Here is a 26,086-nt window from a genome sequence, read left to right as displayed (position 1 = left end):
ACAACAGAAAACTTGAGAATAGTTATTTAAACACCTAAAGTTGAACAAGATTTCCTCTTGCTCTTTTGATTTGTGGTATAATAAGTAAAAATATATCTTACAAGGAGTCGTTATGTATCCAGATGATAGTTTAACCTTGCATACGGATTTGTATCAAATCAACATGATGCAAGTCTATTTTAGAAGAAATATTCATAATAAACGAGCTGTTTTTGAAGTTTATTTTCGGAAAGAGCCCTTTCATAGTGGCTATGCGGTTTTTGCTGGTTTGGAGCGGATGGTTCATTATTTAAATCATTTGACATTTTCAGATAGTGATATTGCCTATCTTCGTTCTCTTGGCTATGATGAAAAATTTTTAGACTATTTAGCAAATTTGAAATTGGAATTAACAGTACGTTCTGCACAAGAGGGAGACTTGGTCTTTGCGAATGAACCCATTGTTCAAGTAGAAGGTCCTCTTGCTCAATGTCAATTAGTGGAAACTGCCTTATTAAACATTGTCAACTATCAAACCCTGGTAGCGACAAAAGCAGCTCGGATTCGCTCAGTCATCGAAGATGAGCCTTTAATGGAATTTGGTACACGCCGAGCACAGGAAATGGATGCGGCTATCTGGGGAACTCGTGCGGCAGTGATTGGTGGAGCAAATGGAACCAGTAATGTTCGTGCTGGAAAGCTCTTTGATATTCCAGTATTAGGAACGCATGCTCATGCTCTCGTCCAAGTCTATGGAAATGACTATGAAGCTTTTAAGGCGTATGCTGAAACGCACCATGACTGTGTTTTCTTGGTGGATACCTGTGATACATTCCGCCTCGGTGTTCCTGCAGCGATTCAAGTAGCGCGTGAAATGGGGGATAAAATCAATTTCCTTGGAGTGCGGATTGATTCAGGGGATTTGGCTTATATTTCTAAAAAAGTTCGCCAGCAGTTGGATGAAGCTGGTTTTCCAAATGCTAAAATCTACGCCTCTAACGACTTGGATGAAAATACAATCCTCAACTTAAAAATGCAAAAGGCAAAGATTGATGTGTGGGGCGTTGGAACTAAGCTCATCACGGCTTATGACCAACCAGCACTGGGAGCCGTTTATAAGATTGTGGCTATTGAAGATGAACATGGCAATTTGCGTAATACGATTAAGCTCTCTAATAATGTGGAAAAAGTATCAACACCAGGTAAAAAACAAGTTTGGCGGATTACTAGCCGTGCAAAAGGTAAGTCAGAAGGAGACTATATCACTTATGATGGCGTAGATGTGAATGCTATTGCCGAATTAGAAATGTTTCACCCAACTTACACCTACATCAATAAAACAGTGACAAATTTTGACGCAGTGCCTCTTTTGATTGATATCTTTAAACAAGGACAACTCGTCTATGAATTGCCAACCTTAACAGAAATCCAACAATATGCTCGCAAGGAGTTTGATAAGTTATGGGACGAGTACAAACGTGTCCTCAATCCGCAAGATTACCCTGTGGATTTAGCGCGTGATGTATGGCAAGACAAGGTTGATTTGATTGATCAAATGCGTAAAAAAGCGAACCAAATGGGAGAAACAAAATGACCTTACAAGAAACGATTATCCAGCAATTAGGCGTGAAACCTATAATTGACCCAGAGGAAGAAATTTGTAAATCCATTGATTTTTTAAAGGATTATCTTAAAAAACATTCTTTTTTGAAAACCTATGTTTTGGGAATTTCGGGCGGACAAGATTCTACTTTAGCAGGACGTTTGGCGCAATTGGCAATAGAGGAAATGCGTGCGGAAACTGGCGATGCTAGCTATCAATTTATCGCAGTGCGTTTGCCATATGGGGTGCAGGCTGATGAAGAGGATGCACAGCGAGCTCTTGCTTTTATCCAGCCGGATGTCAGTCTTGTGGTCAACATCAAAAAAAGTGCAGATGCTATGACAAAGGCGGTTGAGGCTACGGGAGCAACGGTCTCAGACTTCAATAAAGGCAATATTAAGGCTCGCAGTCGCATGATTGCGCAGTATGCTTTAGCAGGCTCTTATAAAGGAGCAGTGGTTGGAACGGATCATGCTGCAGAAAACGTTACAGGATTCTTTACGAAATTTGGTGATGGTGGTGCAGACATTCTGCCACTTTATCGTCTCAATAAACGGCAAGGTAAGCAACTGTTGGCTGCCTTGGGCGCTGATTCTGCCCTCTATGAAAAAGTACCAACAGCAGACCTGGAAGAAGAAAAGCCAGGCATTGCAGATGAAGTCGCTCTCGGTGTCACTTACAACGAAATTGATGACTATTTGGAAGGTAAAACCATTTCTGACCAAGCGAAAGCAAGGATTGAATCTTGGTGGCACAAAGGGGAGCACAAGCGTCATTTGCCGATTACAATCTTCGATGATTTTTGGAAATAAGCAGGAGAATTGTTCTGACTTATGTTTTTTAAAATACGTCGGTTACTAAAATCAGCTGTATAACAAAAAGTTAGGTGCGCCTAACTTTTTGTTTGAAGAATTTTGAAAATAAGATATAATAGTGTTTAGAATTAGAAGGAGGTATCTATGAATTCTATAGATCAACAATTTACAGATAAATTATATGCAAATTATGAAGCAACTGCTAAGTATGCTGCAATTGAAAATGCAGTTAGCCACAATGGTTTATTAACATCGCTTGAAAAGCGCAGCAGTGCAATTGAAAACAATCCTGTGTTTTCCATTGATTTAACTAAAGATAAAGTCAGCAATCAAAAAGCGTCTGGACGTTGCTGGATGTTTGCAGCGCTCAATACATTCCGTCATAAAATGATTGCAGGCTTTCAATTGGAAGAATTTGAATTGTCTCAAGCGCACACATTCTTTTGGGATAAATATGAAAAATCCAACTGGTTTTTAGAGCAAGTCTTAGCAACAGCTGACCAAGACTTAACCAGTCGCAAAGTGAAATTCCTCTTAGATACGCCTCAACAAGACGGCGGACAATGGGATATGGTTGTGGCACTTTTTGAAAAATATGGAGTTGTTCCAAAATCAGTTTACCCAGAATCCATTTCATCTAGCAATAGCCGTGAGCTCAACCAATATCTTAATAAATTACTCCGTCAAGATGCACAAATCTTGCGTGATTTGGTTACTAGTGGAGCAGATGCGACAGCTATTCAAGCTAAAAAAGAAGAGTTCTTACAAGAAATCTTTAATTTCTTAGCAATGTCATTTGGACTCCCACCTCGTACTTTTGATTTTGCTTATCGTGATAAAGATAACAATTTCCACAGTGAAACTGGACTAACACCACAAGCATTTTACAAAAAATACGTGGATTTTCAATTAGATGACTACGTTTCAATCATCAATGCTCCTACAGCTGACAAACCATACGGTAAATCTTATACAGTTGAGATGTTAGGAAATGTCGTAGGAGCACGTGATGTCCGTTATTTGAATGTTAATATGGAGCGTTTGAAAGAGCTGGCTATTGCTCAAATGCAGGCTGGAGAAACTGTTTGGTTTGGTTCTGATGTCGGTCAATCTAGCAACCGTAAAGCGGGCGTTATGGTTAACGACATGTACGATTTCACATCCAGCATGGATATTGAATTGACACAAGATAAGGCAGGACGTTTGGATTACAGCGAAAGTCTCATGACCCATGCTATGGTCTTGACAGGTGTTGATTTGGATGAAAATGGAAAATCAACAAAATGGAAAGTGGAAAATTCTTGGGGCGATAAGGTTGGAGACAAAGGTTATTTTGTTGCCAGCGACGACTGGATGGACGAGTACACTTATCAAATCGTTGTCCGTAAAGAATTTTTAACAGCAGAAGAACTAGCTGCTTATGAAGCAGAACCAAAAGTACTTGCCCCATGGGATCCAATGGGAGCTTTGGCTAGCAAATAAGAATAAAAAAGAAGCAGGATAAAGCTTTGAGACTTAATGAAAATCAAATTGCAAACTAAGAGATGAGTCGTAAGTAGATCAAAAGAGGAGCTTTTGAGATCGCAGATGAAACTGACGAAGTTTGAAGAGATTTTCATAAGGTATAAGACTGCTTCATGGTGATTTCATCAGGAATTGAAATATTAAAAACACGAACAATCTTATAGTCAGTTATTTACTAGTCTTGATTGTTCGTGTTTTTTAATTTTTACAAAACTCTGATTTGAAGGTGTTAACTTTTAAACGGCTTGGCTTTCAGGAACTTGTTCATTATCGGTTTCGTGAAGGAGGAGTTTCTGACTTTCCACCGCCATTAGGAGAACTTGCAGACGTAGAAGCACTCGGTTCTATACTTGATGAAGCAGAGCTGCTTGGTGACTCTTGGGTAGAACTTTCTTGGCTGCTTGAAGAAGATGATGATTCTTCAAGGCTCGAACTGGAAGTAGAATTATAATAATTTCCTTGGTATCTATTAGTGGAATTGGCTAAAAAGACATAATTTCCTCTACGATAAAGGCTGCTAGGCATTTCCCAGTCTTCTGTCCCGCTTTCAGACAAGTAAGACATCATCGCACGGTAAACATCTGTTGCGACTTTCACACCATCATCCAGAACGGGAGTAAGACGATTAGTGTAACCTGTCCATACCGCCATTGAATATTTCTGCGTATAACCAACAAAGAGTTCATCAGGAGTCACAACACTAGAGCCACCATAAGGCTTCGTTAGTTTCGCTAGTTCATCATCGGAATAGTTGGAGGTCCCTGTCTTACCGGCTTGGTAGACACCTGATATAGCTGCGTTGGTTCCTGTACCTGAAGTGAGAACTGTTTTCAGCATATTTGTCATCATGTACGCAGTTGTTTCTTTCATTGCGGTTGTGCCTTGATTAGAGAAATCTTTTGAGGTTCCATCGCTAAAGACAACACGGCTGACGTATTGAGGTTTATAATAAGTTCCTCCATTTGCAAAAGCAGCATAGGCAGCAGCCATTTTTTCACTGCTGGCACCATATTTCTTATCTGATTTTGTGGTATTACTTGAAATGGCATTTGCATAGACCATATCTGGATAATCAATGCCAAGTCCATTAAGGAATTTCTTTGATTTGCTGAGACCAACAGCTTCTAATGTTTTGACAGCTGGGACGTTCCGAGATTCCTGAAGTGCATACTGAATGGTGATGTTTCCGAAATACCGCATATCCCAGTTGTAAACCGGAGTAGTTGTTCCAGGATAATGATAAGGAGCATCACTAATATAAGCAGCCGTAGAAGTGTAAATGCCATTTTCAATGGCTGGAGCGTAATCCGTGATCGGTTTCATGGTTGATCCCCAGTCGCGATTGGTTTCAACCGCTTGGTTAGTACCAAAAGAGACATTTGAAACTTGATTTCGGACTCCTAGTTGAGCAATTACCTTACCAGTTGTAGCATCTATAATGGTAGAAGCTACTTGTAATTCATCATCTGGATAAGCAACATATTCATTGCTATTATAAATGTTCCAAAGGCGTTCTTGAGCTGCTCTGTTTACGTTTGTATACACTTCCATTCCCGTCGTCAGCAAGTTATAGCCTGTTTCTTCTTGGACTTGCTCAATAACTTGCTTTAAGTAGTTATCCATGTAAGCAGGATAAGAAGCCGAATTTTTCAAGCTTTGCAGACCATCTGTGACGGGCGTATTGACTGCTTTTTCATATTGCTCAGCAGAGATGTATTTGAGTTTATACATTTCTGACAATACAAGATTGCGACGATTTTTAGCAGCTTCTGGTTTTGTATAAGGATCGTATTGATTCGGTGCCTGGGGCATCCCTGCCAATAAAGCAGTTTGAGCTAAGCTCAAATCTTTCAAACCTTTGCCGTAATAACTTTGAGCAGCTGTTTGCATACCGTAGTTACCATTTGACATATAGACCTTGTTTACATAATACGTAATAATTTCTTGCTTAGTGGCTTTGCGCTCTAATTGAATAGCTAACCAGGCTTCTTGAATTTTCCGTGATAGTGTTTGGTCGGCGCTTGAAGTGGAGAAGTAGGTCAGTTTAATCAACTGTTGCGTCAACGTTGACCCTCCTTGTCGATTTCCTCTGCGCAGATTATTCAAGAAAGCACCCAAAATACGAACAGAGTCCACGCCGCGATGATTGAAGAAACGGTGGTCTTCAATTGCAACGATAGCTCGTACTAAGTCAGTTGGAATATCACTTGTTGCCGCATTGACCCTTTTTTCAGAACCTAAGTCGGCAATAAGATTGTTTTCACTATCATAGATTTTACTGGAAGTTGTGGCGACTAGTTTCTTTTCTGACAAGGCAGGTGCCTTGTGAACTTGATAGAGAAAAATTCCTCCACCAGCTACAACTCCAAGCATAAATAATGTAATGAGACCGATAGTTACATATTTTGCAGCTGTCAGTAAAGATTGCTTATTCATTTATTTTACCACCTAGTAAATTTTGTTGAATGATTTCAAGATACGGAATGCTAGGAAGACCATTCTGTGAGATAGAATATCCATGCTTTTGAATGTAGTCAAGTGGCATGGACTTTTTCCCCTTGTCAATCTTGAAGAAGTTAATTAAATAAGGAGCAGGAAGCAGATATGTCAATTTTAAGGCTGAAAAGTGCAATAAAACGAAACAAATTCCTCCTTGTTTGACGACTTGTTCCATGTGCTTGATTTGATGAGCATGAAAATTTTTCATCGGCATGGAAGCCTTTTGATGTGTTTCTTTTGCTTCAAAATCTATATAATGTCCTTGATAGACACCAGAATAGTCTGTTGTAGAGGCTTGTCGAAAGTAGGCTTCAACAATTTTTGCCCGACTACGTCTGGGATAATCCACTTTTACAATCTGAATAGGGGTTGGTTTCTTGTGAATGACCGCTAAATCGTGACTAAGATAATAATCATTCGTTTCATTGATCATTTTTTCAAACGACATTCCCCGATTCGCAAAGTCAACGGACTTCTTTTTGGGAAGTCTTAATGAATTTCGAGAGGGAACTTTATGTGGATAGTTGACCATATATCTCCTTATTGGTACAATAACATCACTCTATTATAACATAAAAAAGGAAATAAAGGGATAATTTAAGTGGTTAGCGTATTAATAGTAGGTTATCGGAATTTTGATTTGGGAATTTTTAATGACAAAGACCCTCGAATCAAGATTATTAAAAAAGCCATTCAGCGAGATTTGATGCGTTTATTGGAAGAAGGTGCGGAGTGGCTGATTTTTACTGGGAACTTAGGTTTTGAAGTTTGGGCACTAGAGGTTGCAAAAGAATTGCAGAAAGATTACGATTTTCAAATTGCGACGATTTTTACTTTTGAGAATCAAGGTGAAATCTGGAATGAAGCCAATCAAGAAAAATTAAGTTGTTTTAAACAGGTGGATTTTGTTAAATACGCCTATTCTCATTATGAAAATCCCAGCCAATTTCGTGATTACAATCACTTTCTACTCAGTAATACAGACGGGGCTTATATTTTTTACGATGAAGAAAATGAAACAAATTTAAAGTATCTTTACCAAATGATGAAGAAACAAGAACAATATTTTATCAAACAATTAACATTTGATGACTTGAATGAGGTCGCAGAAAATTTTTCCGAAAATTAGATGTTTAACCTTGATTTTTGCGGTTCATTTTTTATATAATTAAAGTAATGAACGAGAATGGAGAGAGAAATGGCTAGTATTATTTACACACCGAAAGATATTTTTGATCAAGATTTTAAAGTTGGCGTCCGTGGATATAGCAAGGTTGAAGTGGACGAATTTTTAGATGATGTCATTAAAGATTACGAAACGTATGCTGCTTTGGTAAAGGAACTGCGTGAAGAAAATGCTCGTTTGAAAGCAGAACTCGCTAAAAAGTCAAATGAGGCGGCAACTTCACCTTTGACGCAATCTATCATGGAACCCCCTCAAGTGGCATCTGCTACGCTGACAAATTTTGATATTTTAAAACGCTTAAATCGTTTGGAAAAAGAAGTATTCGGCAAGCAAATCTTAAATAACAAAATTTAATAAGTAATGTGCAATTTTTGGATAATCGCGTGAGAATATTTTATTTTCATGAGGAAAGTCCATGCTAGCACGGGCTGTGATGCCCGTAGTGTTTGTGCTAGGTGAAACAATAAGCCTAGGGACGGAAGTATCCGTTACGGCGACTGAAATGGCTAAGTCTTTGATAAGTCAAAATAGGTCTGAAAGTGCCACAGTGACGTAGTTTTTGTGGAAACACAAGAAGTGGAACGCGGTAAACCCCTCAAGCTAGCAACCCAAACTTTGGTCGGGGCACGGAATGCGTGGAAACGAACGCAGCATTCTGACTGGAAACAGTAGACAGATGATTATCGAAGGAAATGATACCTAGTTATTTCTGGAACAAAACATGGCTTATAGAAAGTTGCATATAGGTTTAGCTAGCGTATTATGCTAGCTTTTATTTTGAGAGGACGAATGAAAACGAAATTTAAGTTGATTGCGACTGCTGCGGCTGGTTTAGAGGCTGTGGTTGGTCGTGAAATCAGAAATCTTGGCTTAGAATGTCAAGTGGAAAATGGGCGTGTGCGTTTTGACGGAACTGTTGAAACCATTATTGAAACTAATCTCTGGTTGCGTGCAGCAGACCGCATTAAGATTGTTGTTGGCAGTTTTTCGGCTAAAACCTTTGAGGAATTATTTCAGGGGATTTTTGCTTTGGATTGGGAAAACTATTTGCCACTTGGAGCAAAATTTCCAATTGCTAAGGCAAAATGTGTCAAATCAAAACTCCACAATGAACCAAGTGTGCAAGCTATTTCTAAAAAAGCAGTAGTCAAAAAGTTGCAAAAGCACTATGCTCGACCAGAGGGTGTTCCCCTAATGGAAAATGGAGCTGAGTTTAGAATAGAGGTTACTATTCTGAAAGATATAGTGACGGTGATGATTGACACAACAGGATTCAGCCTCTTCAAACGTGGTTATCGGGCCGATAAGGGTGGCGCTCCAATTAAAGAAAATATGGCGGCTGCGATTCTGCTCTTATCCAATTGGTATCCAGATAAACCCTTGGTTGATCCGACCTGTGGTTCAGGAACTTTCTGTATTGAAGCAGCTATGATTGGCATGAATATGGCACCGGGACTTCATCGCCATTTTGCGTTTGAAGAATGGAATTGGGTTGACTCAGACTTGGTTGGGCGTGTTCGTGCTAGAGCTTTAGGACAGATTAAGCAAGACATTCAGCTTGATATTTTAGGGACTGATATTGATGCACGTATGGTGGAGATTGCCAAACGAAATGCCGAAGAAGCAGGTGTTTCTGAGCAGATTGTTTTTAAGCAAATGCGTTTGCAAGATTTGCACACCGACAAGATAAATGGTGTCATCGTTTCCAATCCGCCTTATGGCGAGCGATTGTTGAATGATGATGCTGTGACCAAGCTTTATCAAGAAATGGGACAGACTTTTGCACCACTAAAGACGTGGAGCAAGTTTATCTTGACGAGTGATGAAGCATTTGAAACAAAATTTGGCAGCCAAGCCGATAAAAAACGCAAACTCTATAATGGAACTTTAAAAGTTGATTTGTATCAATATTTTGGTCAGAGAGTCAAACGTCAGATAGATTAGAAAGGATTTGCCGTGAGTAAAGACGAAAAACATTTGCCAGAACAAGAAGAAAAAGAATCAATTCTTGATTTTGAAACAGCTAAAGAAATGACAGTTGGTCAAGCTGCTAGAAAAAGCGAAGAACTTGAAGCAGGGGTGACGGAAGAGGACAATGTGCTGGATAAATACATTAAACAGCATCGTCAAGAAATTGAAGCAGGAAAATTTTCGGCTCAATCTGCAGAAGAAATGTCTGAAGCAGAAGATAAAGAACAACTGAGCCAGTTAGACTTGGCAGAATTTATCCAGGAGATGCACGATGAGGTTCAAGAGGAAGCCCCCCTAGAATCTGCAGAGGTAGCGTCTGAGGAGTCTGCCTTTGATGAAACAGTAGCTGCACTTGCAGCCAGAGAAGCAGAACCGCAAGAAAATTCGGAAGAAAACAGTACACAAACTCCAGAGGAGTTAGAGGCTGAGACAAAAATAATGGAACCAATTCAGCCTGAAATGGATGATATTCCTGTGAGTTCAACTGAGTCAACGGAAAGCTATCCGACTTTTACAGCGTTAGATGAAGAAATGGAAACGGAGAAAGTTCCATTTTATAAAAATAAGAAAGTCCTCTATTCTGCAGCGAGTGTTATTTTACTGGCTTTAATCGGCGGAACAGCTTATCTGTCTTTGAACAAAAAGCAAGCGAAAACAACCACAACTTCAACGAGCCAAACAAATAAATCTTCTACCGCTTCTAGCTCTGAAAATAAGAATTTGAAAGCTTTCAACAGCCTTTATGATTCATTCTTTACAGATGCCAATAAATTGGCTTTGAAAAACAGCAGTTTCGGAAACTTAAACAAACTAAAAGCAGCATTGGAAAAATTAAAAAACACCAACGAGTACAATGTTGCCAAAGCAAAATACGATAGCTTGGTCAAACAAGTTGAGGCTGTTCAAAATGTGAATGCGCAATTCACTTCAGCAGCTATTACAGATGGTGTTTTGGATACTAAAGCAAAGGTTAAGGCTGATGCCAAATTTACAGATGTCACAACTGGAAATACGGACTTGGATAAGGTGTTGAAATCTGCGATTAGCTTAGGAAAGAGTCAACAAACCTCTGCTCCTCAATCTGAGGCTGCCGCTGCACCGTCACAAAGCTCCGCTCAAGCACCTGTAGCAGAACAACCAGCTTCTGTACCAGCGCAAACAACTGCTCCAGCAGCAACAGCGTCAGGCACGAATTTACAGCGTCATTTAAGTCGAGTACCATACGACCAAACTAAAATTAACGACAGTAATAATCCAGCTTGGAATTTCAATCCTGGTGTGTTAGAAAAAATTTTAGCAACCTCACGGGAACGTGGCTATTTCACAGGAGATAATTATATTCTTGAACGTGTGAATATTATCAACGGAAATGGTTATTACAATTTATTTAGAACAGATGGAACCTACCTCTTTAGTATTAACTGTAAAACGGGTTATTTTGTAGGAAACGGCGCGGGTTACGCAGATGCTTTGGATTATTAGGAAACGTTTTCAAGCAAGATATTAGACACTAAAGATCTTATAGGCTATAATGGGCTTATAAGATTTTTATTTTATTATAAAACTAATTTTGGAGGTAATCTTATGTCACTTATTGGTAAGGAAATTGTCGAGTTTACAGCAGATGCTTATCACGCTGGAAACGGGAAATTTATCACAGTTTCTAGTGAAAATTTAAAAGGTCATTGGAGCGTCGTTTGCTTCTATCCTGCTGATTTTTCATTTGTTTGTCCGACTGAATTGGAGGATTTGCAAGAGCAGTATGCAGATCTTAAAGAACTAGGTGTGGAAGTTTATTCTGTTTCAACAGATACGCATTTTACACATAAAGCTTGGCATGATCATTCAGATGCCATCGGAAAACTTGAATATATCATGATTGGCGATCCATCTCATACCATTTCACTTGGTTTTGATGTGTTAGATGAAAGTGGATTGTCTCAACGTGGTACTTTTATCATTGACCCAGATGGAGTTGTACAAGCACTTGAAATCAATGCAGACGGTGTTGGGCGCGATGCGTCTGTCTTGATTGACAAAATCCATGCTGCACAATATGTACGGAGCCATCCAGGTGAAGTTTGCCCAGCTAAATGGAAAGAAGGAATTGAAACACTTACTCCAAGTCTTGATTTAGTTGGTAAAATTTAAGGAGGCTTATATGGCCTTAGATGAAACAATTAAAGCACAACTGAAGCAATACTTGGAACTTTTAGAATCTGATGTTGTATTTCAAGCTTCTTTAGGTCAAGATGAGCGTTCTGAGCAGGTGCGGGCTTTTATAGAGGAAATTGTAGCAATGTCTCCACGTTTATCACTGGAAAATATAGAGACTAACCGCAAGCCAAGTTTTACCGTTACACAAGTGGGGCAAGCAGGGCGTGTGCAGTTTGCAGGACTTCCCTTAGGGCATGAATTTACATCTTTTGTGCTGGCTTTGCTGCAAGTCTCTGGTCGCGCACCAAAAGTAGAAGATGCTGTTATAAAACGAATTCAAGCTATTAAGCAGCTGCTTCATTTTGAAACTTATGTCAGCTTAACCTGTCATAATTGTCCAGACGTTGTTCAAGCACTGAATACAATGGCTGTGCTGAATCCAACTATCAGCCACACAATGGTTGAAGGGGGCATGTTTAGACAAGAAGTTGAAGACAAAAAGATCATGGCTGTCCCAACGGTTTTTCTAAATGGTGAAGAATTTGCAAATGGTCGTATGACCATTGAGCAACTGCTCGACAAGATTTCTGGACCTGCTTCAAGTGAAGAATTTGACAAAAAAGAACCATTTGATGTGTTGGTTGTTGGGGGCGGACCTGCAGGAAGCAGCGCAGCTATTTATGCTGCTCGTAAGGGAATTCGTACAGGTATGGTCGTTGAAACTTTCGGTGGACAAGTTATGGAGACTGTCGGTATCGAAAATATGATTGGTACGCCTTATACAGAAGGACCTAAGCTGATGGCGCAGGTAGAAGAACATGCCAAGAAATATCCAATTGATATCATGAAGAATCAACGTGTGAAAAACATCGAGAAAAAGGATTTGATTGAAGTGGAGCTTGAAAATGGAGCTGTTCTGAAAGCGAAAACAGCAGTTCTTTCTGTTGGTGCTCGCTGGCGAAATGTTAATGTTCCTGGTGAAGAAGAATTTCGGACGAAAGGTGTAACCAATTGTCCACATTGTGACGGTCCTATTTTCACAGGTAAAAAAGTGGCTGTTATCGGTGGAGGCAATTCTGGAATTGAAGCAGCAATTGACTTAGCTGGTCTGGCAGATCATGTTTATGTACTAGAATTTCTACCAACTTTGAAAGCTGATCAAGTGTTGCAAGACCGTGTGCATCAACTTGAAAACGTGACGGTTCTAACCAATGTGGCTACAAAAGAAATTCATGGTTCCGATCAAGTTGAAGCCATTACTTATCTCAATCGTGCGAATAATGAAGAACATAAAATTGAACTCAGCGGTGTCTTTGTTCAAATTGGTCTTTTGCCAAATACAGACTGGCTCAAAGATAGCTCAGTTGCTCTTAATGAACGCGGTGAAATTATTGTTGACAAACATGGTGCAACAAATGTTCCGGGAATTTTTGCGGCAGGTGATTGCACAGATAGCGCTTATAAACAAATCATTATTTCAATGGGTTCAGGAGCGACAGCAGCTCTGGGAGCATTTGATTATTTGATTCGTCAATAAAAAGAAAACGAGTAGGAAACTTGAAGTTCCTGCCCGTTTTTTTACTTCATACAAGATGACGCTCGAAGGCATCATCGGAAATGCCTTTTTCTAAGATCAGCTTGCACCATTCTTTAGCAGAAAAGAGACTGTGATCTTTGTAATTACCACAAGATTCGATAGTTGTACCAGGGACATCTTCCCACGTAGTGGTTTTTGCAATTTCTTCTAAAGAAGATTTAATGACTTTAGCAATTTCAGTTGAGCTATGTTGCCCCCACATAATCATGTGAAATCCTGTCCGACAACCAAAAGGTGAACAATCAATCATACCATCAATGTGAGTACGAATGAGCTTAGCTAGCAGATGTTCAATCGTATGAAGCCCAGCGGTCGGAATGGCATCTTCATTAGGCTGTACCAGACGAACATCAAAGTTGGAAATGATGTCCCCTTTAGGTCCCACCTCTTCGCCAATCAAGCGTACGTAGGGGGCTCTGACAATCGTATGATCTAACTCAAAACTTTCAACAATGACTTCTTTGACCATAAATAGAACTCCTTTTACTTTTAATAAATTATACCATATTTTGCTCTAGCAAAGAAAAAATTTTCTGCTTCACAAAGCCTGTCAGGAAAAAGGAATCACAAAAAAGAATGTGAAAACAGTCACGTATTTATAAGAATTTAGTTTGTGAAAAATTGATTTTTATGATAAAATAATTAAGAATTTTACAATTCAATATCAATAATTTGAGGTAAAAACATGGAAATAATTTTTGCAGGTGTTTTTGCCGTCATCATTGGTTTAGTCATTGGATATGTAAGTATCACAGTTCGCATGAAATCTGCGAAAGAAGCTGCGGAACTTACTCTTTTAAATGCTGAACAAGAAGCAACTAATTTACGTGGACAAGCTGAGCGCGAAGCGGATTTGTTATTAAAAGAAGTGAAGCGCGAAAGTAAATCCCTTAAAAAAGAAGCACTGTTAGAGGCAAAAGAAGAAGCCAGAAAATATCGAGAAGAAGTTGAGGCAGAATTTAAATCTGATCGTCAAGAATTGAAGCAATTGGAAAGTCGTTTGACAGAACGTGCGACAAGTCTTGATCGTAAAGATGACAATTTAACCAACAAAGAAAAAACACTCGAGCAGAAAGAACAAAGTATTTCTGATAGAAACAAAAACCTTGAGGCGCGTGAAAACAAACTGACAGAGTTGGAGCAGCACAAAGAAGCAGAATTAGAGCGTGTTGCTTCACTTTCACAAACTGAAGCCAGAGACATCATTCTCACTCAGACTGAGGATAAGTTATCAAAGGAAATTGCGATGCATATTCGTGAAGCAGAGCAAGAAGTCAAAGAACGTTCTGATAAAATGGCAAAGGATATTTTAGTCCAAGCCATGCAACGGATTGCAGGTGACTATGTTGCGGAGCAAACCAATTCAACAGTTCATCTGCCGGATGATACGATGAAGGGTCGCATTATTGGACGTGAAGGTCGGAATATTCGAACCTTTGAAAGTTTAACGGGTATTGATGTCATTATTGATGACACACCAGAAGTGGTGACTTTATCTGGTTTTGATCCTATTCGACGTGAAATTGCACGCATGACAATGGAAGCCCTGTTGAAAGACGGTCGTATCCACCCAGCTCGCATTGAAGAATTAGTAGAGAAGAATCGTCTGGAAATTGACCATAAGATTCGTGAATATGGTGAAGCAGCGGCTTATGAAATCGGTGCACCAAACTTACATCCGGATTTGATGAAGATTATGGGACGCTTGCAATTCCGTACGTCATATGGGCAAAATGTATTGCGTCATTCTGTTGAAGTTGCTAAGTTGTCTGGTGTCATTGCAAGTGAACTCGGTGAAAATGCTAACTTAGCTCGCCGTGCAGGCTTCCTTCACGATATTGGAAAGGCTATTGACCGTGAAGTGGAAGGTAGCCATGTGGAAATTGGAACAGAATTGGCTCGTAAGTATAAGGAACATCCAATTGTGGTCAATACAATTGCTAGTCACCACGGTGATGTAGAACCTGAAAGTGTGATTGCAGTTATTGTTGCAGCAGCTGATGCACTTAGTGCGGCTCGTCCAGGTGCTCGTAGCGAATCCCTTGAAAGCTATATCAAGCGCCTGCAAGATTTGGAAGAAATTGCCAATAGTTTTGAAGGTGTGAAAAATAGTTTTGCCTTACAAGCAGGTCGTGAGATTCGGATTATGGTCAATCCTGGTCAAATCAAAGACGATAAGATTACTATCTTGGCTCATGATGTGCGTGAAAAGATTGAAAACAACCTCGAATATCCAGGAAATATCAAAGTAACGGTCATTCGGGAAATGCGTGCTGTAGATTATGCAAAATAGACCTTGCTTAACATGAGCTACTCATCTATGATGTGCAGCTCCCTGTAAGCAAATGATGCCTATATTGATTTTCAAAAACAAGCACATATCTATGCGAAAAAGCAGTTGAAAAAATACTGCTTTTTTGTTACACTAGATAGAAAGACAATGAAGGAGATATGATGGCGGATCGTGGCTTGTTAATCGTTTTTTCTGGTCCCTCAGGTGTGGGAAAGGGAACGGTTCGACGTGAGATTTTTGAAAGCTCGGATAATCAGTTTCAATACTCTGTGTCCATGACAACTCGTGCTCAACGTCCTGGTGAAGTGGACGGAGTTGACTATTTTTTCCGTACGCGCGAAGAGTTTGAGGAGTTGATTCGGCAAGGTCAGATGTTAGAGTATACAGAGTATGTTGGCAACTACTATGGAACTCCTTTGACCTATGTGAATGAAACTTTGGATAAAGGGATTGATGTTTTCCTTGAGATTGAAGTTCAAGGGGCGCTTCAGGTGAAGAAAAAAGTGCCGGATGCTGTCTTTATCTTTTTGACGCCACCTGATTTGGCAGAATTACAAGATCGCTTAGTGGGACGTGGAACAGATAGTGCCGAAGTAATCGCCAAACGCATTGCCAAAGCAAGAGAAGAAATTGCTCTCATGCGCGAATATGATTATGCCATTGTCAATGATGAAGTTCCGTTAGCAGCGGAACGTGTCAAGCGCGTTATTGAAGCAGAGCATTTTCGAGTGGAACGTGTCATCGGTCACTATCAAGATATGCTGTCAGAACAACTTTCAGTAAGATAAGAATTTAGAAATTAGGTAAAGAATTATGATGTTAAAACCTTCAATTGACACCTTGCTTGATAAGGTGCCTTCAAAATACTCCTTGGTGATTCTTGAAGCAAAACGTGCTCATGAATTGGAAGAAGGAGCAGCTCCGACTCAAGAGTTTAAGTCTGTCAAATCAACACTTCGTGCTTTAGAAGAAATCGAATCTGGCAATGTCGGGATTCACCCAGATCCTGAAGGCAAGCGAGAAGCAGTTCGTCGACGTGCTGAGGAAGAACGCTTGCGCAGAGAAGAAGAAGAGCGTAAAATCAAAGAACAAATTGCGAAGGAAAAAGAAGAGGGTGAAAAAATTTAAGGTTGGGTCAGCTCAATCTTATTTTTTCTTTTACTGATAAATGAGAGGTGGTGAGAAAGTGCAGATTGCAAAAGTCATTGTGGATGTTCCTCTAATGCAGACAGATAAACCTTATAGTTATGCGGTGCCGAAAGAATTTTCGACTATGTTAGAAATTGGCATGCGTGTGCATGTGCCTTTTGGGAAAGCCAATCGCTTGATTCAAGGGATTGTCGTAGAGCTAGCAGAAGAAACGACAACAGAATTGAAGGAAATCGTGGAAGTGTTAGACTTTACACCAGTTTTAAATGAGGAGCAGCTGTGGCTGGCAGAAGAATTGAGAAAATCTGTCTTTTCTTACAAAATTTCAATTTTAAAAGCTATGTTGCCGGGGTTTCTGAACTCCAGCTATGATAAAATTCTTCATGCTCAACCCTCTTTGAATGAAGAAGATCGACTGCTCATTTTTGGCAATGCAGATCAGCAACATTTCTCATCGCTTGATAAAGAATTGCAGGCTAAGGTGATGCGTTTGACACGGCAAGGGGCGATTCAGGTAGAATACCAAGCGATAGACCAAAAACATATCAAAACAGAAAAATGGTATCAGGTTAATCACGAGATTTTAGCTCAATTGGTCATTCCTAATCGGGCGACAAAAAAGCAAGCCTTGCGAGACATTTTGCAAGTTCAGACTGGAATGCACCGTTTAGCAGATTTGAAAGAAACATTTTCACGGGAAATTATTCACTATTTTATAGAGCAAGCAGCTTTGCAAATCGTTGAAAAAGAGGTGAGTCGTTCTGAGGCTTATTTTGAAAATATTTCAGCGACTTCTGCCTTGGTGCTAAATGAAGAGCAGGAAGCTGCGGTTCAAGCTATCACGCAGCAGATCGGGCATGACGGCAAGCCATTTCTACTAGAAGGAGTGACAGGTAGCGGTAAGACGGAGGTTTATTTGCAGGTCATTCAAGAGGCGCTCAGCCGTGGCAAGACAGCCATTATGTTAGTGCCTGAAATTTCCTTGACACCACAAGTTACAAACCGCTTCATTTCGCGTTTTGGAAAGAAAGTAGCCATTCTTCACTCAGGTCTTTCAAATGGAGAAAGGTATGATGAATGGCGCAAAGTTGAGCGAGGAGCAGCACAAGTGGTTGTTGGTGCTCGTTCTGCTATTTTTGCTCCGTTAAAAAATATTGGTGCAATTATCATTGATGAGGAACATGAAGCGAGTTACAAGCAAGACTCCAACCCACGCTATCATGCGCGAGATGTCGCTTTACTACGTGCAAAGTACAATCAAGCCGTTCTGGTGTTGGGGTCGGCGACGCCGAGTTTAGAAAGCAGAGCGCGGGCTGGCAAAGGTGTGTATCACTTTTTGCAATTGACCAAGCGAGCAAATCCGCAGGCTCAGATTCCTGAAGTGGAAATTGTGGATTTTCGTGATTATATTGGACAGAATGAAGCTAGTAATTTCACGCCTGTTCTGTTAGAGGCAATCCAAGATCGACTAGATAAGAAAGAACAGGTTGTCTTGATGTTAAACCGACGTGGCTATTCTAGTTTTGTCATGTGTCGTGAATGCGGAACGGTTGACACCTGTCCAAACTGCGATATTTCCTTGACCTTGCATATGGATACGAAAAGTATGAATTGTCACTATTGTGGTTTCTCAAAAGGGATTCCCCACAGTTGCTCGAATTGCTCCAGCAGGAGCATTCGTTACTATGGGACTGGGACGCAAAAAGCCTATGATGAATTAGCAGAAGCCTTTCCGCAGGCTCGTATTTTGAGAATGGATATTGATACTACTCGGAAAAAGGGCAGTCATGAACAAATTCTCAAAGAGTTTGGAGACGGACAGGCAGATATTTTGCTGGGAACCCAGATGATTGCAAAGGGTCTGGATTTTCCAAATGTTACTCTCGTGGGAGTGCTCAATGCGGATACGGCTTTGAATTTGCCAGATTTTCGTTCATCTGAGCGCACCTTTCAACTCTTAACTCAGGTTGCTGGGCGTGCAGGACGAGCTGAAAAGGAAGGTCATGTGATTATTCAAAGTTACAATCCGAAGCATTATGCGATTACTTTTGCGAAAAATCAGGATTATGAGGGCTTTTATGCTTATGAAATGAGTATTAGAAAGCAGTTGGCCTATCCACCTTATTATTTTACGGTGGGACTTACCTTGTCTCATAAAATGGAAGCAGAGGTTGTTAAAAAGTCATACGAAGTTTTAAATATGATACGTTCTGGCTTGTCAGACAAAGTTCAGATATTAGGACCAACTCCTAAGCCGATTGCCCGCACTCACAACCTATATCACTATCAATTGATTATTAAATACCGTTTTGAAGAGCATTTGCAAGATGTGTTGAATCAGATTTTGGATTGGACTCAAGAAAAGGTCAATAAGGACTTACGTTTAAGCATAGACCATGAACCACAAAGTTTTATATAGCCTTATTTTAGCCTTTTTTAAAGAAATACACGACTTCTTCTGATATAATAGTAAAAAAGAATATGAGGAAACCATGACAAACATTATTTTTATGGGAACGCCAGATTTTTCTGCAACGGTGCTTAAAGGATTGCTGGAAAGCAAACAGTACGAGATTTTGGCAGTAGTTACACAGCCAGATCGCGCAGTAGGACGTAAAAAAGAAATCCGCATGACGCCTGTTAAAGAACTGGCTTTAGACTATGGCTTACCAATCTATCAGCCAGAGAAATTGTCTAAAAGTGCTGAATTAGATAGTTTGCTGAATTTAAACGCTGATGGTATCGTCACAGCAGCTTTCGGTCAATTTTTACCAAGCAAATTGCTAGATTCGGTCAATTTTGCCGTCAATGTGCATGCTTCGTTGTTACCAAAATATCGCGGAGGAGCTCCCATTCACTACGCCATTATCAATGGTGACAAAGAAGCCGGTGTGACTATTATGGAAATGGTCAAAGAGATGGATGCGGGTGATATGATTGCGCGTCGAGCGATTCCTATTGAGGAAACAGACAATGTTGGGACGATGTTTGAAAAGTTAGCGTTGGTCGGACGCGATTTGCTACTTGAGAGCTTGCCTAGTTATCTAGCTGGAGATTTAAAACCAGTTCCGCAAGACAAAAATCAAGTTACCTTTTCACCAAATATTTTACCAGAAAAGGAGAGAATTGACTGGACTAAGACAAATCACCAAATTTTTAACCAAATTCGAGGAATGAATCCTTGGCCAGTGGCACATACGCTTTTAAATGGAGAACGTTTTAAAATTTACGAAGCTACTCCAGTAGAGGGCTTAGGACAAGCTGGAGAAATCCTTGTTATCGGAAAAAAAGAATTGATTGTGGCAACTGGTGAAGGTGCACTTTCTCTTCAAACAGTACAGCCAGCTGGAAAGTCCAAAATGACTATCATTGATTTTCTGAATGGTCTGGGGCGGCAATTATCAGTAGGTGATTTCTTTGGTCAATAAAATAAAAACAGCGCGGCAAACGGCTCTTGCTGTTTTAGAAGAGGTTTTCTCAGAGGGAGCTTATTCTAATATCGCTCTTAATCAGGCTTTGCTAGAGGCGCCTTTAAGTTCTGTTGATAAAGGGCTTGTAACAGAAATCGTCTATGGAACGGTTGCACGTAAAATCACTTTAGAATGGTATTTGTCTCATGTTATTGAAAATCGAGATAAGTTGGATTCCTGGCTTTATATTCTTTTGTTGATGAGTTTGTATCAAATACAGTATCTTGATAAAATTCCAGCGCATGCGGTCGTCAATGAATCGGTGGAGCTGGCAAAGGCACGAAAAAAGGGAAGCGAAAAGTTCGTCAATGCAGTGCTGCGAAGACTATTGCGGAACGGTGTGGCAGATATAGGCAGTATTAAACGTAAAAACAAACGCTATTCTATTCAGTATTCTCTGCCAGTTTGGCTGGTTAAAGTGCTGATTGAAGAGTACGGTGAAAAACGAGCTCTAGCCATTTTTGAGAGTTTATTTCTTCGAAATAAAGCCAGCGTTCGAGTAGTGGACCTAAGCCGTAAAGAAGAATTAAAACAACTGTTGCAGGCAGAAGATTCGCTATTAGCTCCGAGTGCGTTGGTGAAAAGCCACGGTCATTTTGCAGGGCATGCCTTGTTTGAGGAAGGTGCTACTACTATTCAAGACGAATCTAGCCAATTGGTTGCGCCAACTCTTGAATTGCGCGGCGATGAAAAAGTGTTAGACGCATGCAGTGCACCCGGTGGTAAAACCATGCACATTGCTTCTTACTTAACGACAGGACAGGTCACGGCATTAGATCTCTATGAGCATAAGTTGGCTCTGATAAAAGAAAATGCACAGCGCTTAGGTGTGGCAGATAAAGTGATTACGAAAAAGCTAGATGCGAGAAAGGTTTTTGAAACTTTTGGAGCAGACGCCTTTGATAAAATTTTAGTAGATGCGCCGTGTTCAGGAATTGGTCTAATCCGACGGAAACCAGATATTAAATACAATAAAGAAAATGCAGATTTTGCCTCGTTGCAAAAAATTCAGCTTGAGATACTGGATAGTGTTTGTCAAAGCTTGCGAAAAGGTGGTATAATAACTTACAGTACCTGTACGATTGTTTCGCAAGAAAATTTTCAAGTTGTTGAGCAGTTTTTGGCAGCTCATCCAAATTTTAAACAGGTAAAACTAGAACATAATAGACAGGATATTCTAAAAGATGGCTGTATTTTAATTACGCCAGAATTGTATGGAAGTGACGGATTTTTCATCAGTCAATTCAAACGAATATCCTAATAGGAGGAAACTGACAGTATGGAAATTTCATTATTAACAGATGTTGGTCAGAAGCGTACAAATAATCAAGATTATGCCAATCAATTTGTTAATCGTGCCGGTATGACAATGGTTCTTTTAGCAGATGGTATGGGAGGTCACCGTGCCGGTAATATTGCTAGTGAAATGGCAGTAACAGACCTCGGTGCCGCTTGGGTGGATACTCAAATTGATTCCATTAACGGCGTTCGTGAGTGGTTCGCAGAACATCTCGAAACAGAAAATCAAAAAGTTCATCAATTTGGTCAAGATGAAGAATATAAAGGCATGGGAACGACGCTTGAAGCCTTAGCAATTATTGGCAATCAAGCAATTTATGCTCATGTAGGAGATTCTCGTATTGGTTTGGTGCGTGGTGATAGTTATAAGCAGTTGACAAACGACCATTCTTTGGTGAATGAATTGCTCAAAGCAGGACAAATTACACCTGAGGAAGCAGAACGTCACCCACAACGCAACATCATCACGCAATCAATCGGTCAAAGAGGCGAAGTGCAGCCTGATGTTGGCATGATTAGCTTAGAAGATGATGATTACATTATTTTGAATAGCGATGGTTTGTCCAATATGATTTCAGAAAGTGAAATTTATGATATTATGACAAGCGATATTGCTCTTTCAGAAAAAGCGGAAACCTTGATTCGCTTTGCAAATAATGCAGGCGGTCTGGACAATATTACAGTTGCCCTGGTTCATTATCATAAGGAGGACGCAGAATGATTCAAGTCGGCAAGATATTTGCCGGACGATATAGAATCATCAAACAAATTGGCCGAGGAGGTATGGCAGATGTCTACTTGGCGAAAGACTTGATTTTAGACGGGGAAGAAGTCGCAGTTAAGGTTCTAAGAACCAATTACCAGACAGATCCGATTGCTGTAGCACGTTTTCAAAGAGAAGCACGCGCCATGGCAGACTTGGATCATCCTCATATTGTCCGGATTACCGACATTGGAGAAGAAGAAGGCCAGCAGTATTTAGCAATGGAATATGTGGCTGGACTTGACTTAAAACGCTATATCAAAGAGCATGCTCCTTTGTCTAATGAAGAAGCGGTTCGAATCATGGGACAAATCCTTTTAGCGATGCGTTTGGCGCACACGCATGGGATTGTTCACCGTGATTTGAAACCTCAAAATGTCCTTTTAACTCCAGATGGCGATGCAAAAGTCACTGACTTTGGAATTGCGGTAGCTTTTGCAGAAACGAGTTTAACGCAAACCAACTCTATGTTGGGGTCTGTACATTATTTGTCACCAGAACAGGCGCGTGGTTCAAAAGCGACCGTTCAGAGTGATATTTATGCCATGGGGATTATTTTCTATGAAATGCTGACAGGACATATCCCTTATGATGGAGATAGTGCTGTTACGATTGCCCTACAGCATTTCCAAAAGCCTCTACCGTCCATTATTGCTGAAAATCCAAACGTTCCACAGGCATTGGAAAATGTAGTCATCAAGGCAACGGCAAAAAAATTGACGGATCGTTATCAGTCAGTTGCAGAAATGTATGTGGATTTATCAAGCTGTTTATCTGCTGACCGTCGAAATGAGAAAAAACTAGTTTTTGATGACACGGCTAAGGCAGACACAAAGACACTGCCGAAAGTGTCACAAAATACTTTGACTTCTGCGACGAAGCCAACACCTGCTCCCACAAAAGAAGCAGTCAGTAGTAAACCTACGCCTAAGCCAAAAGCAAAAAAGAAGCGCCGTTTAAGAACACGCTATAAAGTTTTGTTATCAGCAGTGGTTTTAGTTATCGCAGCTCTGGTGGCTTTGGTCTATTTGAGTCCATCAAATGTAAAAATTCCAGATGTTACTGGAAAAACTATTGCCCAAGCACGTTCTGCAATCGAAACTGCAGGTTTGAAAGTTGGCAAGGAAAAAGACGAATACAGTGATTCTGTTAAAAAAGATTCAGTCATTCGCACCAATCCAGAAGCGGGAACGCAACGTCGTGAGGGCAGTACGGTGGATCTGATTGTCTCAAAAGGGACTAAAACTTTTATTATGGAAGATTATAAAGGTCAGAAAAGAGCAGATGCCATCAACAATCTGGTACAAAAATACAAGGTTTCAAAAGGTTTAATTAAAACAGAAGAAGTTGAGAGTAGTGAGTATGCGGCAGGAACAGTTGTTGATCAAACACCAGCAGCAGGCAGCACTTATGATTTGACTTCAAAGACCCGTATTACGTTAAAAGTAGCGAAGTCCGTTTCAAGTGTCACGATGCCAAGCTATATCAGTTCAACCTATGAATTTGCTTATAATAATTTGACGGAAGTGATTGGTATTCAAGGTGCGAATATTGAAAAACGTTCGATTACAACAGCTCCAACGGGTACACAGGCAAATACGATTATCAGACAAACCCCAGAAGCTGGTCAGTCTTTGAATTTGAAGAGTGATCGCATTGTCTTATATGTATATGAGCCAAAAACCGAAGATTCTTCAACATCTGAAAGTAGTTCACAATCTGATAGCAGCTCAGATAAAACTAGCCCATCCTCTAGCAGTTCGTCAGCTAGTGGTAATGATGGGAGCAGCTCAAAAACACCAGACACAAGTGCTAGTGCAAGTAATTAAAAAAGAGAGAGGATAAAATCGTAGTTTTGTTAAACCGATTTCCCCTCCCTCTTTTTTTACACTCGTTTTACATCATTGATAAGCATTGCTTCTGCTCAATCAAGTTTATCCAGTATATTGTAATTAAAAATGTTAGCTTCTAGGACTACAAACTAGAACTTTAAAATATTTTCTTCCAGTTCACTCCCTTCTTTTCATACCTTAGCCGGAGGAATTTTTAAAAGTTTTTGATACAATAGAAGCAGAAAGGTATCGAGGCTATGAGAAAGATCCAATTTTTTATCTTTGTTGAATCTATTCTATTAACATTTGCATTAGTGACGATTTTGTCTGGTCACTTTTCACGTGTTATTCTTTTTTTGGTGCTTTTCTTGTTACTACTCTATTATTATTTTGGTAAACAAAGAGGAAATTTTCTGCTAGTAACTTCTACTATATTGCTTTTTTTCATTATTATGCTCAATCCTTATGTCATTGCTGCCTTGCTCTTTGCGGTCATTTATGGCATGATTGTGGCTTATCCTTACATTTATAAAGAAAATGGAGTGACGAATCTCATCTTTGATGATGCAGTAGAACAAAAACGTGAAAAAAATCAATGGTTGGGAAATCTTCATCATTTTGGCTCATCAGATACCTGTCGATTTGATGACATCAATCTTTTCCGTCTTATGGGTAAAGATACGATTCATTTGGAACAAGTCATTATCACAAACCATGATAATGTGATTATTTTGCGAAAATTTTTTGGAAATACAAAAATCATCGTGCCAGTTGATGTGGCAGTTAGCCTGAAAGTGAATAATCTATATGGTGAATTGCAGTTTTTAGATCAACCTGTTTATGAATTGCGAAATGAAAGTATCAGCCTAACGACACCGGACTTCAAGCGATCACATAAAAGCGTCAAAATTGTCCTGTCAACGTTTGTAGGGAATGTTGAGGTGGTTCGCAAATGAAAAAAGTCTACTACCTTTTGATTAGCTTTTATTCCCTACTCATTTTAGGACTCATTATTCATTATATTTTTAGTCTATTTAATTTTGACTGGCAACTGATTTTTAGTAATGTAGAGTGGCTAGAAAAATTTAGTTTCTTTGTAATTGTGCTGACTTTATCTCTGACGATGCTGATGATTTTAGGTGTTAAAGTGATTCAAATGGTCACTTTGTCTACCATTCAAACAAACCTAAAAAATGTTTTAGAAGGTCGAGAATTGCAAGAGATTCATCAGCCTGAAATTGATGTCTCTTTTCGGCAGATTTCAGAGAAATTAACTCATTTGACAGAAAATCTGCAAAAGTCAGAGAACCGCGCCCTGCAAAATGAGGAGACGATTATTGAGAAAGAACGCAAGAGAATGGCGCGTGACTTACATGATACGGTCAGTCAAGAACTTTTTGCTGCCAATATGATTTTGTCAGGTGTGACAGGTCAAGTGGAGAATTTAGATACAGATGCATTATCAAAACAATTGACGGGTGTATCAGGAATTTTAAATACTGCTCAGAGGGATTTGCGTATCTTGCTTTTACATTTGAGGCCGACAGAGTTGGAAGGGAAAAGCTTGGTTGAAGGGCTGAACCTCATTTTGAAAGAGCTATCAGATAAAAGCGATATTGAGGTAAGTTTTCACCATGATGTGCAAAAATTACCGAAACAGATTGAGGAGCATATTTTTAGAATTGCTCAGGAAATTATCAGTAACACGCTCCGTCATGCAAATGCGAATCATTTAGATGTTTATTTGTATCAAACTCGGAATGAATTGCAGTTGAAAATGACAGATGATGGAATTGGCTTTGAGCATACCTCGCCTGATGAATTGAGCTATGGTTTGAAAAATATGGAAGAAAGAGTAAATGATATGGCAGGAACAATGCAAATTTTAACCGCTCCGAAGCAGGGAGTGGCAATTGACATTCGTGTGCCGTTATTGAAAGGAGCTTAGG

The 26,086-nt window shown here is 39.8% G+C and carries 22 protein-coding genes and 1 other RNA gene; 20 read left to right on the top strand and 3 right to left on the bottom strand.

Annotated elements, in window-relative coordinates; all coding sequences use genetic code 11:
* Positions 1-112: 112 nt before the first annotated feature.
* The 3 genes from HMPREF2933_RS02445 (at position 113) to pepC (ending at position 3,879) form a co-directional block, all read left to right on the top strand.
* Positions 113-1,573 carry a nicotinate phosphoribosyltransferase gene (locus HMPREF2933_RS02445; RefSeq protein ID WP_024052125.1) on the top strand — a complete coding sequence of 487 codons (1,461 nt, stop codon included), beginning with the start codon at positions 113-115 and terminating at the stop codon, positions 1,571-1,573.
* The gene (gene nadE, locus HMPREF2933_RS02440) at positions 1,570-2,394 is read left to right on the top strand and encodes an ammonia-dependent NAD(+) synthetase (RefSeq protein ID WP_024052124.1); all 825 of its coding nucleotides are present in this window, start codon (positions 1,570-1,572) and stop codon (positions 2,392-2,394) included. Before HMPREF2933_RS02445 ends, nadE begins: the two co-directional genes overlap by 4 nt.
* Before the next feature lie 147 nt (positions 2,395-2,541).
* Positions 2,542-3,879, top strand: a complete 1,338-nt coding sequence (pepC, locus tag HMPREF2933_RS02435) for an aminopeptidase C (RefSeq protein ID WP_024052123.1) — start codon at positions 2,542-2,544, stop codon at positions 3,877-3,879.
* A 309-nt stretch (positions 3,880-4,188) separates the two neighbouring features.
* On the opposite strand, the gene pbp1a is transcribed toward pepC, so the two are convergent.
* Together pbp1a and recU are read right to left on the bottom strand one after the other, a co-directional pair.
* Positions 4,189-6,357, bottom strand: coding sequence for a penicillin-binding protein PBP1A (gene pbp1a, locus HMPREF2933_RS02430; RefSeq protein WP_024052122.1), 2,169 nt, complete (start codon positions 6,355-6,357; stop codon positions 4,189-4,191).
* Positions 6,350-6,952 carry a Holliday junction resolvase RecU gene (recU, locus tag HMPREF2933_RS02425; protein WP_024052121.1) on the bottom strand — a complete coding sequence of 201 codons (603 nt, stop codon included), beginning with the start codon at positions 6,950-6,952 and terminating at the stop codon, positions 6,350-6,352. The genes pbp1a and recU overlap by 8 nt, the downstream gene beginning before the upstream one ends.
* A 69-nt stretch (positions 6,953-7,021) precedes the next feature.
* Between recU and HMPREF2933_RS02420 the strand changes: the two genes are divergently transcribed.
* The 7 genes from HMPREF2933_RS02420 to ahpF all read left to right on the top strand — a co-directional run bounded on the left by HMPREF2933_RS02420 (position 7,022) and on the right by ahpF (position 13,271).
* Complete coding sequence (locus tag HMPREF2933_RS02420) at positions 7,022-7,549, top strand: SLOG family protein (protein ID WP_024052120.1); 528 nt, start codon at positions 7,022-7,024, stop codon at positions 7,547-7,549.
* A gap of 69 nt (positions 7,550-7,618) precedes the next feature.
* Positions 7,619-7,960, top strand: coding sequence for a cell division regulator GpsB (gpsB, locus tag HMPREF2933_RS02415; RefSeq protein ID WP_024052119.1), 342 nt, complete (start codon positions 7,619-7,621; stop codon positions 7,958-7,960).
* A gap of 13 nt (positions 7,961-7,973) precedes the next feature.
* Positions 7,974-8,340, top strand: an RNA gene (rnpB, locus tag HMPREF2933_RS02410) — RNase P RNA component class B.
* A gap of 55 nt (positions 8,341-8,395) precedes the next feature.
* Positions 8,396-9,550, top strand: a complete 1,155-nt coding sequence (locus tag HMPREF2933_RS02405; RefSeq protein ID WP_042754017.1) for a THUMP domain-containing class I SAM-dependent RNA methyltransferase — start codon at positions 8,396-8,398, stop codon at positions 9,548-9,550.
* Between the two features lie 12 nt (positions 9,551-9,562).
* Positions 9,563-11,059 carry a cell division site-positioning protein MapZ family protein gene (locus HMPREF2933_RS02400; RefSeq protein WP_024052116.1) on the top strand — a complete coding sequence of 499 codons (1,497 nt, stop codon included), beginning with the start codon at positions 9,563-9,565 and terminating at the stop codon, positions 11,057-11,059.
* A 102-nt stretch (positions 11,060-11,161) separates the two neighbouring features.
* Complete coding sequence (gene ahpC / locus HMPREF2933_RS02395; RefSeq protein ID WP_024052115.1) at positions 11,162-11,728, top strand: alkyl hydroperoxide reductase subunit C; 567 nt, start codon at positions 11,162-11,164, stop codon at positions 11,726-11,728.
* A 10-nt stretch (positions 11,729-11,738) separates the two neighbouring features.
* Entirely contained in the window at positions 11,739-13,271 is a 1,533-nt protein-coding gene (gene ahpF, locus HMPREF2933_RS02390; protein WP_024052114.1) for an alkyl hydroperoxide reductase subunit F, read from the top strand.
* A 46-nt stretch (positions 13,272-13,317) separates the two neighbouring features.
* On the opposite strand, the gene HMPREF2933_RS02385 is transcribed toward ahpF, so the two are convergent.
* Entirely contained in the window at positions 13,318-13,800 is a 483-nt protein-coding gene (locus HMPREF2933_RS02385; RefSeq protein ID WP_024052113.1) for an S-ribosylhomocysteine lyase, read from the bottom strand.
* Positions 13,801-14,016: 216 nt separating this feature from the next.
* On the opposite strand from HMPREF2933_RS02385, the gene HMPREF2933_RS02380 reads away from it, so the two are divergent.
* The 10 genes from HMPREF2933_RS02380 to HMPREF2933_RS02335 all read left to right on the top strand — a co-directional run bounded on the left by HMPREF2933_RS02380 (position 14,017) and on the right by HMPREF2933_RS02335 (position 26,085).
* Positions 14,017-15,624 carry a ribonuclease Y gene (locus tag HMPREF2933_RS02380; RefSeq protein ID WP_024052112.1) on the top strand — a complete coding sequence of 536 codons (1,608 nt, stop codon included), beginning with the start codon at positions 14,017-14,019 and terminating at the stop codon, positions 15,622-15,624.
* A gap of 161 nt (positions 15,625-15,785) precedes the next feature.
* Positions 15,786-16,412 (top strand): guanylate kinase, encoded by a 627-nt coding sequence (gmk, locus tag HMPREF2933_RS02375; RefSeq protein WP_070672439.1) that lies wholly within the window; start codon positions 15,786-15,788, stop codon positions 16,410-16,412.
* A gap of 25 nt (positions 16,413-16,437) precedes the next feature.
* A complete protein-coding gene (rpoZ, locus tag HMPREF2933_RS02370; RefSeq protein WP_003031464.1) occupies positions 16,438-16,752 on the top strand; it encodes a DNA-directed RNA polymerase subunit omega in 315 nt (104 codons plus the stop codon).
* Between the two features lie 58 nt (positions 16,753-16,810).
* The gene (locus HMPREF2933_RS02365; RefSeq protein WP_042754016.1) at positions 16,811-19,192 is read left to right on the top strand and encodes a primosomal protein N'; all 2,382 of its coding nucleotides are present in this window, start codon (positions 16,811-16,813) and stop codon (positions 19,190-19,192) included.
* A gap of 73 nt (positions 19,193-19,265) precedes the next feature.
* Positions 19,266-20,201: a methionyl-tRNA formyltransferase gene (gene fmt / locus HMPREF2933_RS02360; protein WP_024052110.1), complete on the top strand. Its 936-nt coding sequence runs from the start codon at positions 19,266-19,268 to the stop codon at positions 20,199-20,201.
* Positions 20,191-21,504, top strand: a complete 1,314-nt coding sequence (gene rsmB / locus HMPREF2933_RS02355) for a 16S rRNA (cytosine(967)-C(5))-methyltransferase RsmB (protein WP_042754015.1) — start codon at positions 20,191-20,193, stop codon at positions 21,502-21,504. The genes fmt and rsmB overlap by 11 nt, the downstream gene beginning before the upstream one ends.
* An 18-nt stretch (positions 21,505-21,522) precedes the next feature.
* The gene (locus HMPREF2933_RS02350) at positions 21,523-22,263 is read left to right on the top strand and encodes a Stp1/IreP family PP2C-type Ser/Thr phosphatase (protein WP_022526377.1); all 741 of its coding nucleotides are present in this window, start codon (positions 21,523-21,525) and stop codon (positions 22,261-22,263) included.
* Entirely contained in the window at positions 22,260-24,134 is a 1,875-nt protein-coding gene (gene pknB / locus HMPREF2933_RS02345; protein WP_024052108.1) for a Stk1 family PASTA domain-containing Ser/Thr kinase, read from the top strand. The genes HMPREF2933_RS02350 and pknB overlap by 4 nt, the downstream gene beginning before the upstream one ends.
* Before the next feature lie 260 nt (positions 24,135-24,394).
* The gene (gene liaF / locus HMPREF2933_RS02340) at positions 24,395-25,093 is read left to right on the top strand and encodes a cell wall-active antibiotics response protein LiaF (RefSeq protein ID WP_024052107.1); all 699 of its coding nucleotides are present in this window, start codon (positions 24,395-24,397) and stop codon (positions 25,091-25,093) included.
* Positions 25,090-26,085 carry an envelope stress sensor histidine kinase LiaS gene (locus tag HMPREF2933_RS02335; protein ID WP_024052106.1) on the top strand — a complete coding sequence of 332 codons (996 nt, stop codon included), beginning with the start codon at positions 25,090-25,092 and terminating at the stop codon, positions 26,083-26,085. The genes liaF and HMPREF2933_RS02335 overlap by 4 nt, the downstream gene beginning before the upstream one ends.
* The last annotated feature ends 1 nt before the right edge of the window (position 26,086 follow it).

The sequence above is a fragment of the Streptococcus sp. HMSC066F10 genome (assembly GCF_001813805.1).
GTDB lineage: Bacteria > Bacillota > Bacilli > Lactobacillales > Streptococcaceae > Streptococcus > Streptococcus vaginalis.
This window is presented reverse-complemented; position numbering and strand designations above follow the sequence as displayed.

Excerpts from the sequence above, each read along its gene's own strand:
- HMPREF2933_RS02445 (WP_024052125.1), top strand. The coding sequence starts at position 113 with ATGTATCCAGATGATAGTTTAACCTTGCATACGGATTTGTATCAAATC.
- nadE (WP_024052124.1), top strand. The coding sequence starts at position 1,570 with ATGACCTTACAAGAAACGATTATCCAGCAATTAGGCGTGAAACCTATA.
- pepC (WP_024052123.1), top strand. The coding sequence starts at position 2,542 with ATGAATTCTATAGATCAACAATTTACAGATAAATTATATGCAAATTAT.
- pbp1a (WP_024052122.1), bottom strand. The coding sequence starts at position 6,357 with ATGAATAAGCAATCTTTACTGACAGCTGCAAAATATGTAACTATCGGT.
- recU (WP_024052121.1), bottom strand. The coding sequence starts at position 6,952 with ATGGTCAACTATCCACATAAAGTTCCCTCTCGAAATTCATTAAGACTT.
- gpsB (WP_024052119.1), top strand. The coding sequence starts at position 7,619 with ATGGCTAGTATTATTTACACACCGAAAGATATTTTTGATCAAGATTTT.
- HMPREF2933_RS02405 (WP_042754017.1), top strand. The coding sequence starts at position 8,396 with ATGAAAACGAAATTTAAGTTGATTGCGACTGCTGCGGCTGGTTTAGAG.
- ahpC (WP_024052115.1), top strand. The coding sequence starts at position 11,162 with ATGTCACTTATTGGTAAGGAAATTGTCGAGTTTACAGCAGATGCTTAT.
- ahpF (WP_024052114.1), top strand. The coding sequence starts at position 11,739 with ATGGCCTTAGATGAAACAATTAAAGCACAACTGAAGCAATACTTGGAA.
- HMPREF2933_RS02385 (WP_024052113.1), bottom strand. The coding sequence starts at position 13,800 with ATGGTCAAAGAAGTCATTGTTGAAAGTTTTGAGTTAGATCATACGATT.
- HMPREF2933_RS02380 (WP_024052112.1), top strand. The coding sequence starts at position 14,017 with ATGGAAATAATTTTTGCAGGTGTTTTTGCCGTCATCATTGGTTTAGTC.
- gmk (WP_070672439.1), top strand. The coding sequence starts at position 15,786 with ATGGCGGATCGTGGCTTGTTAATCGTTTTTTCTGGTCCCTCAGGTGTG.
- rpoZ (WP_003031464.1), top strand. The coding sequence starts at position 16,438 with ATGATGTTAAAACCTTCAATTGACACCTTGCTTGATAAGGTGCCTTCA.
- fmt (WP_024052110.1), top strand. The coding sequence starts at position 19,266 with ATGACAAACATTATTTTTATGGGAACGCCAGATTTTTCTGCAACGGTG.
- HMPREF2933_RS02350 (WP_022526377.1), top strand. The coding sequence starts at position 21,523 with ATGGAAATTTCATTATTAACAGATGTTGGTCAGAAGCGTACAAATAAT.
- pknB (WP_024052108.1), top strand. The coding sequence starts at position 22,260 with ATGATTCAAGTCGGCAAGATATTTGCCGGACGATATAGAATCATCAAA.
- liaF (WP_024052107.1), top strand. The coding sequence starts at position 24,395 with ATGAGAAAGATCCAATTTTTTATCTTTGTTGAATCTATTCTATTAACA.
- HMPREF2933_RS02335 (WP_024052106.1), top strand. The coding sequence starts at position 25,090 with ATGAAAAAAGTCTACTACCTTTTGATTAGCTTTTATTCCCTACTCATT.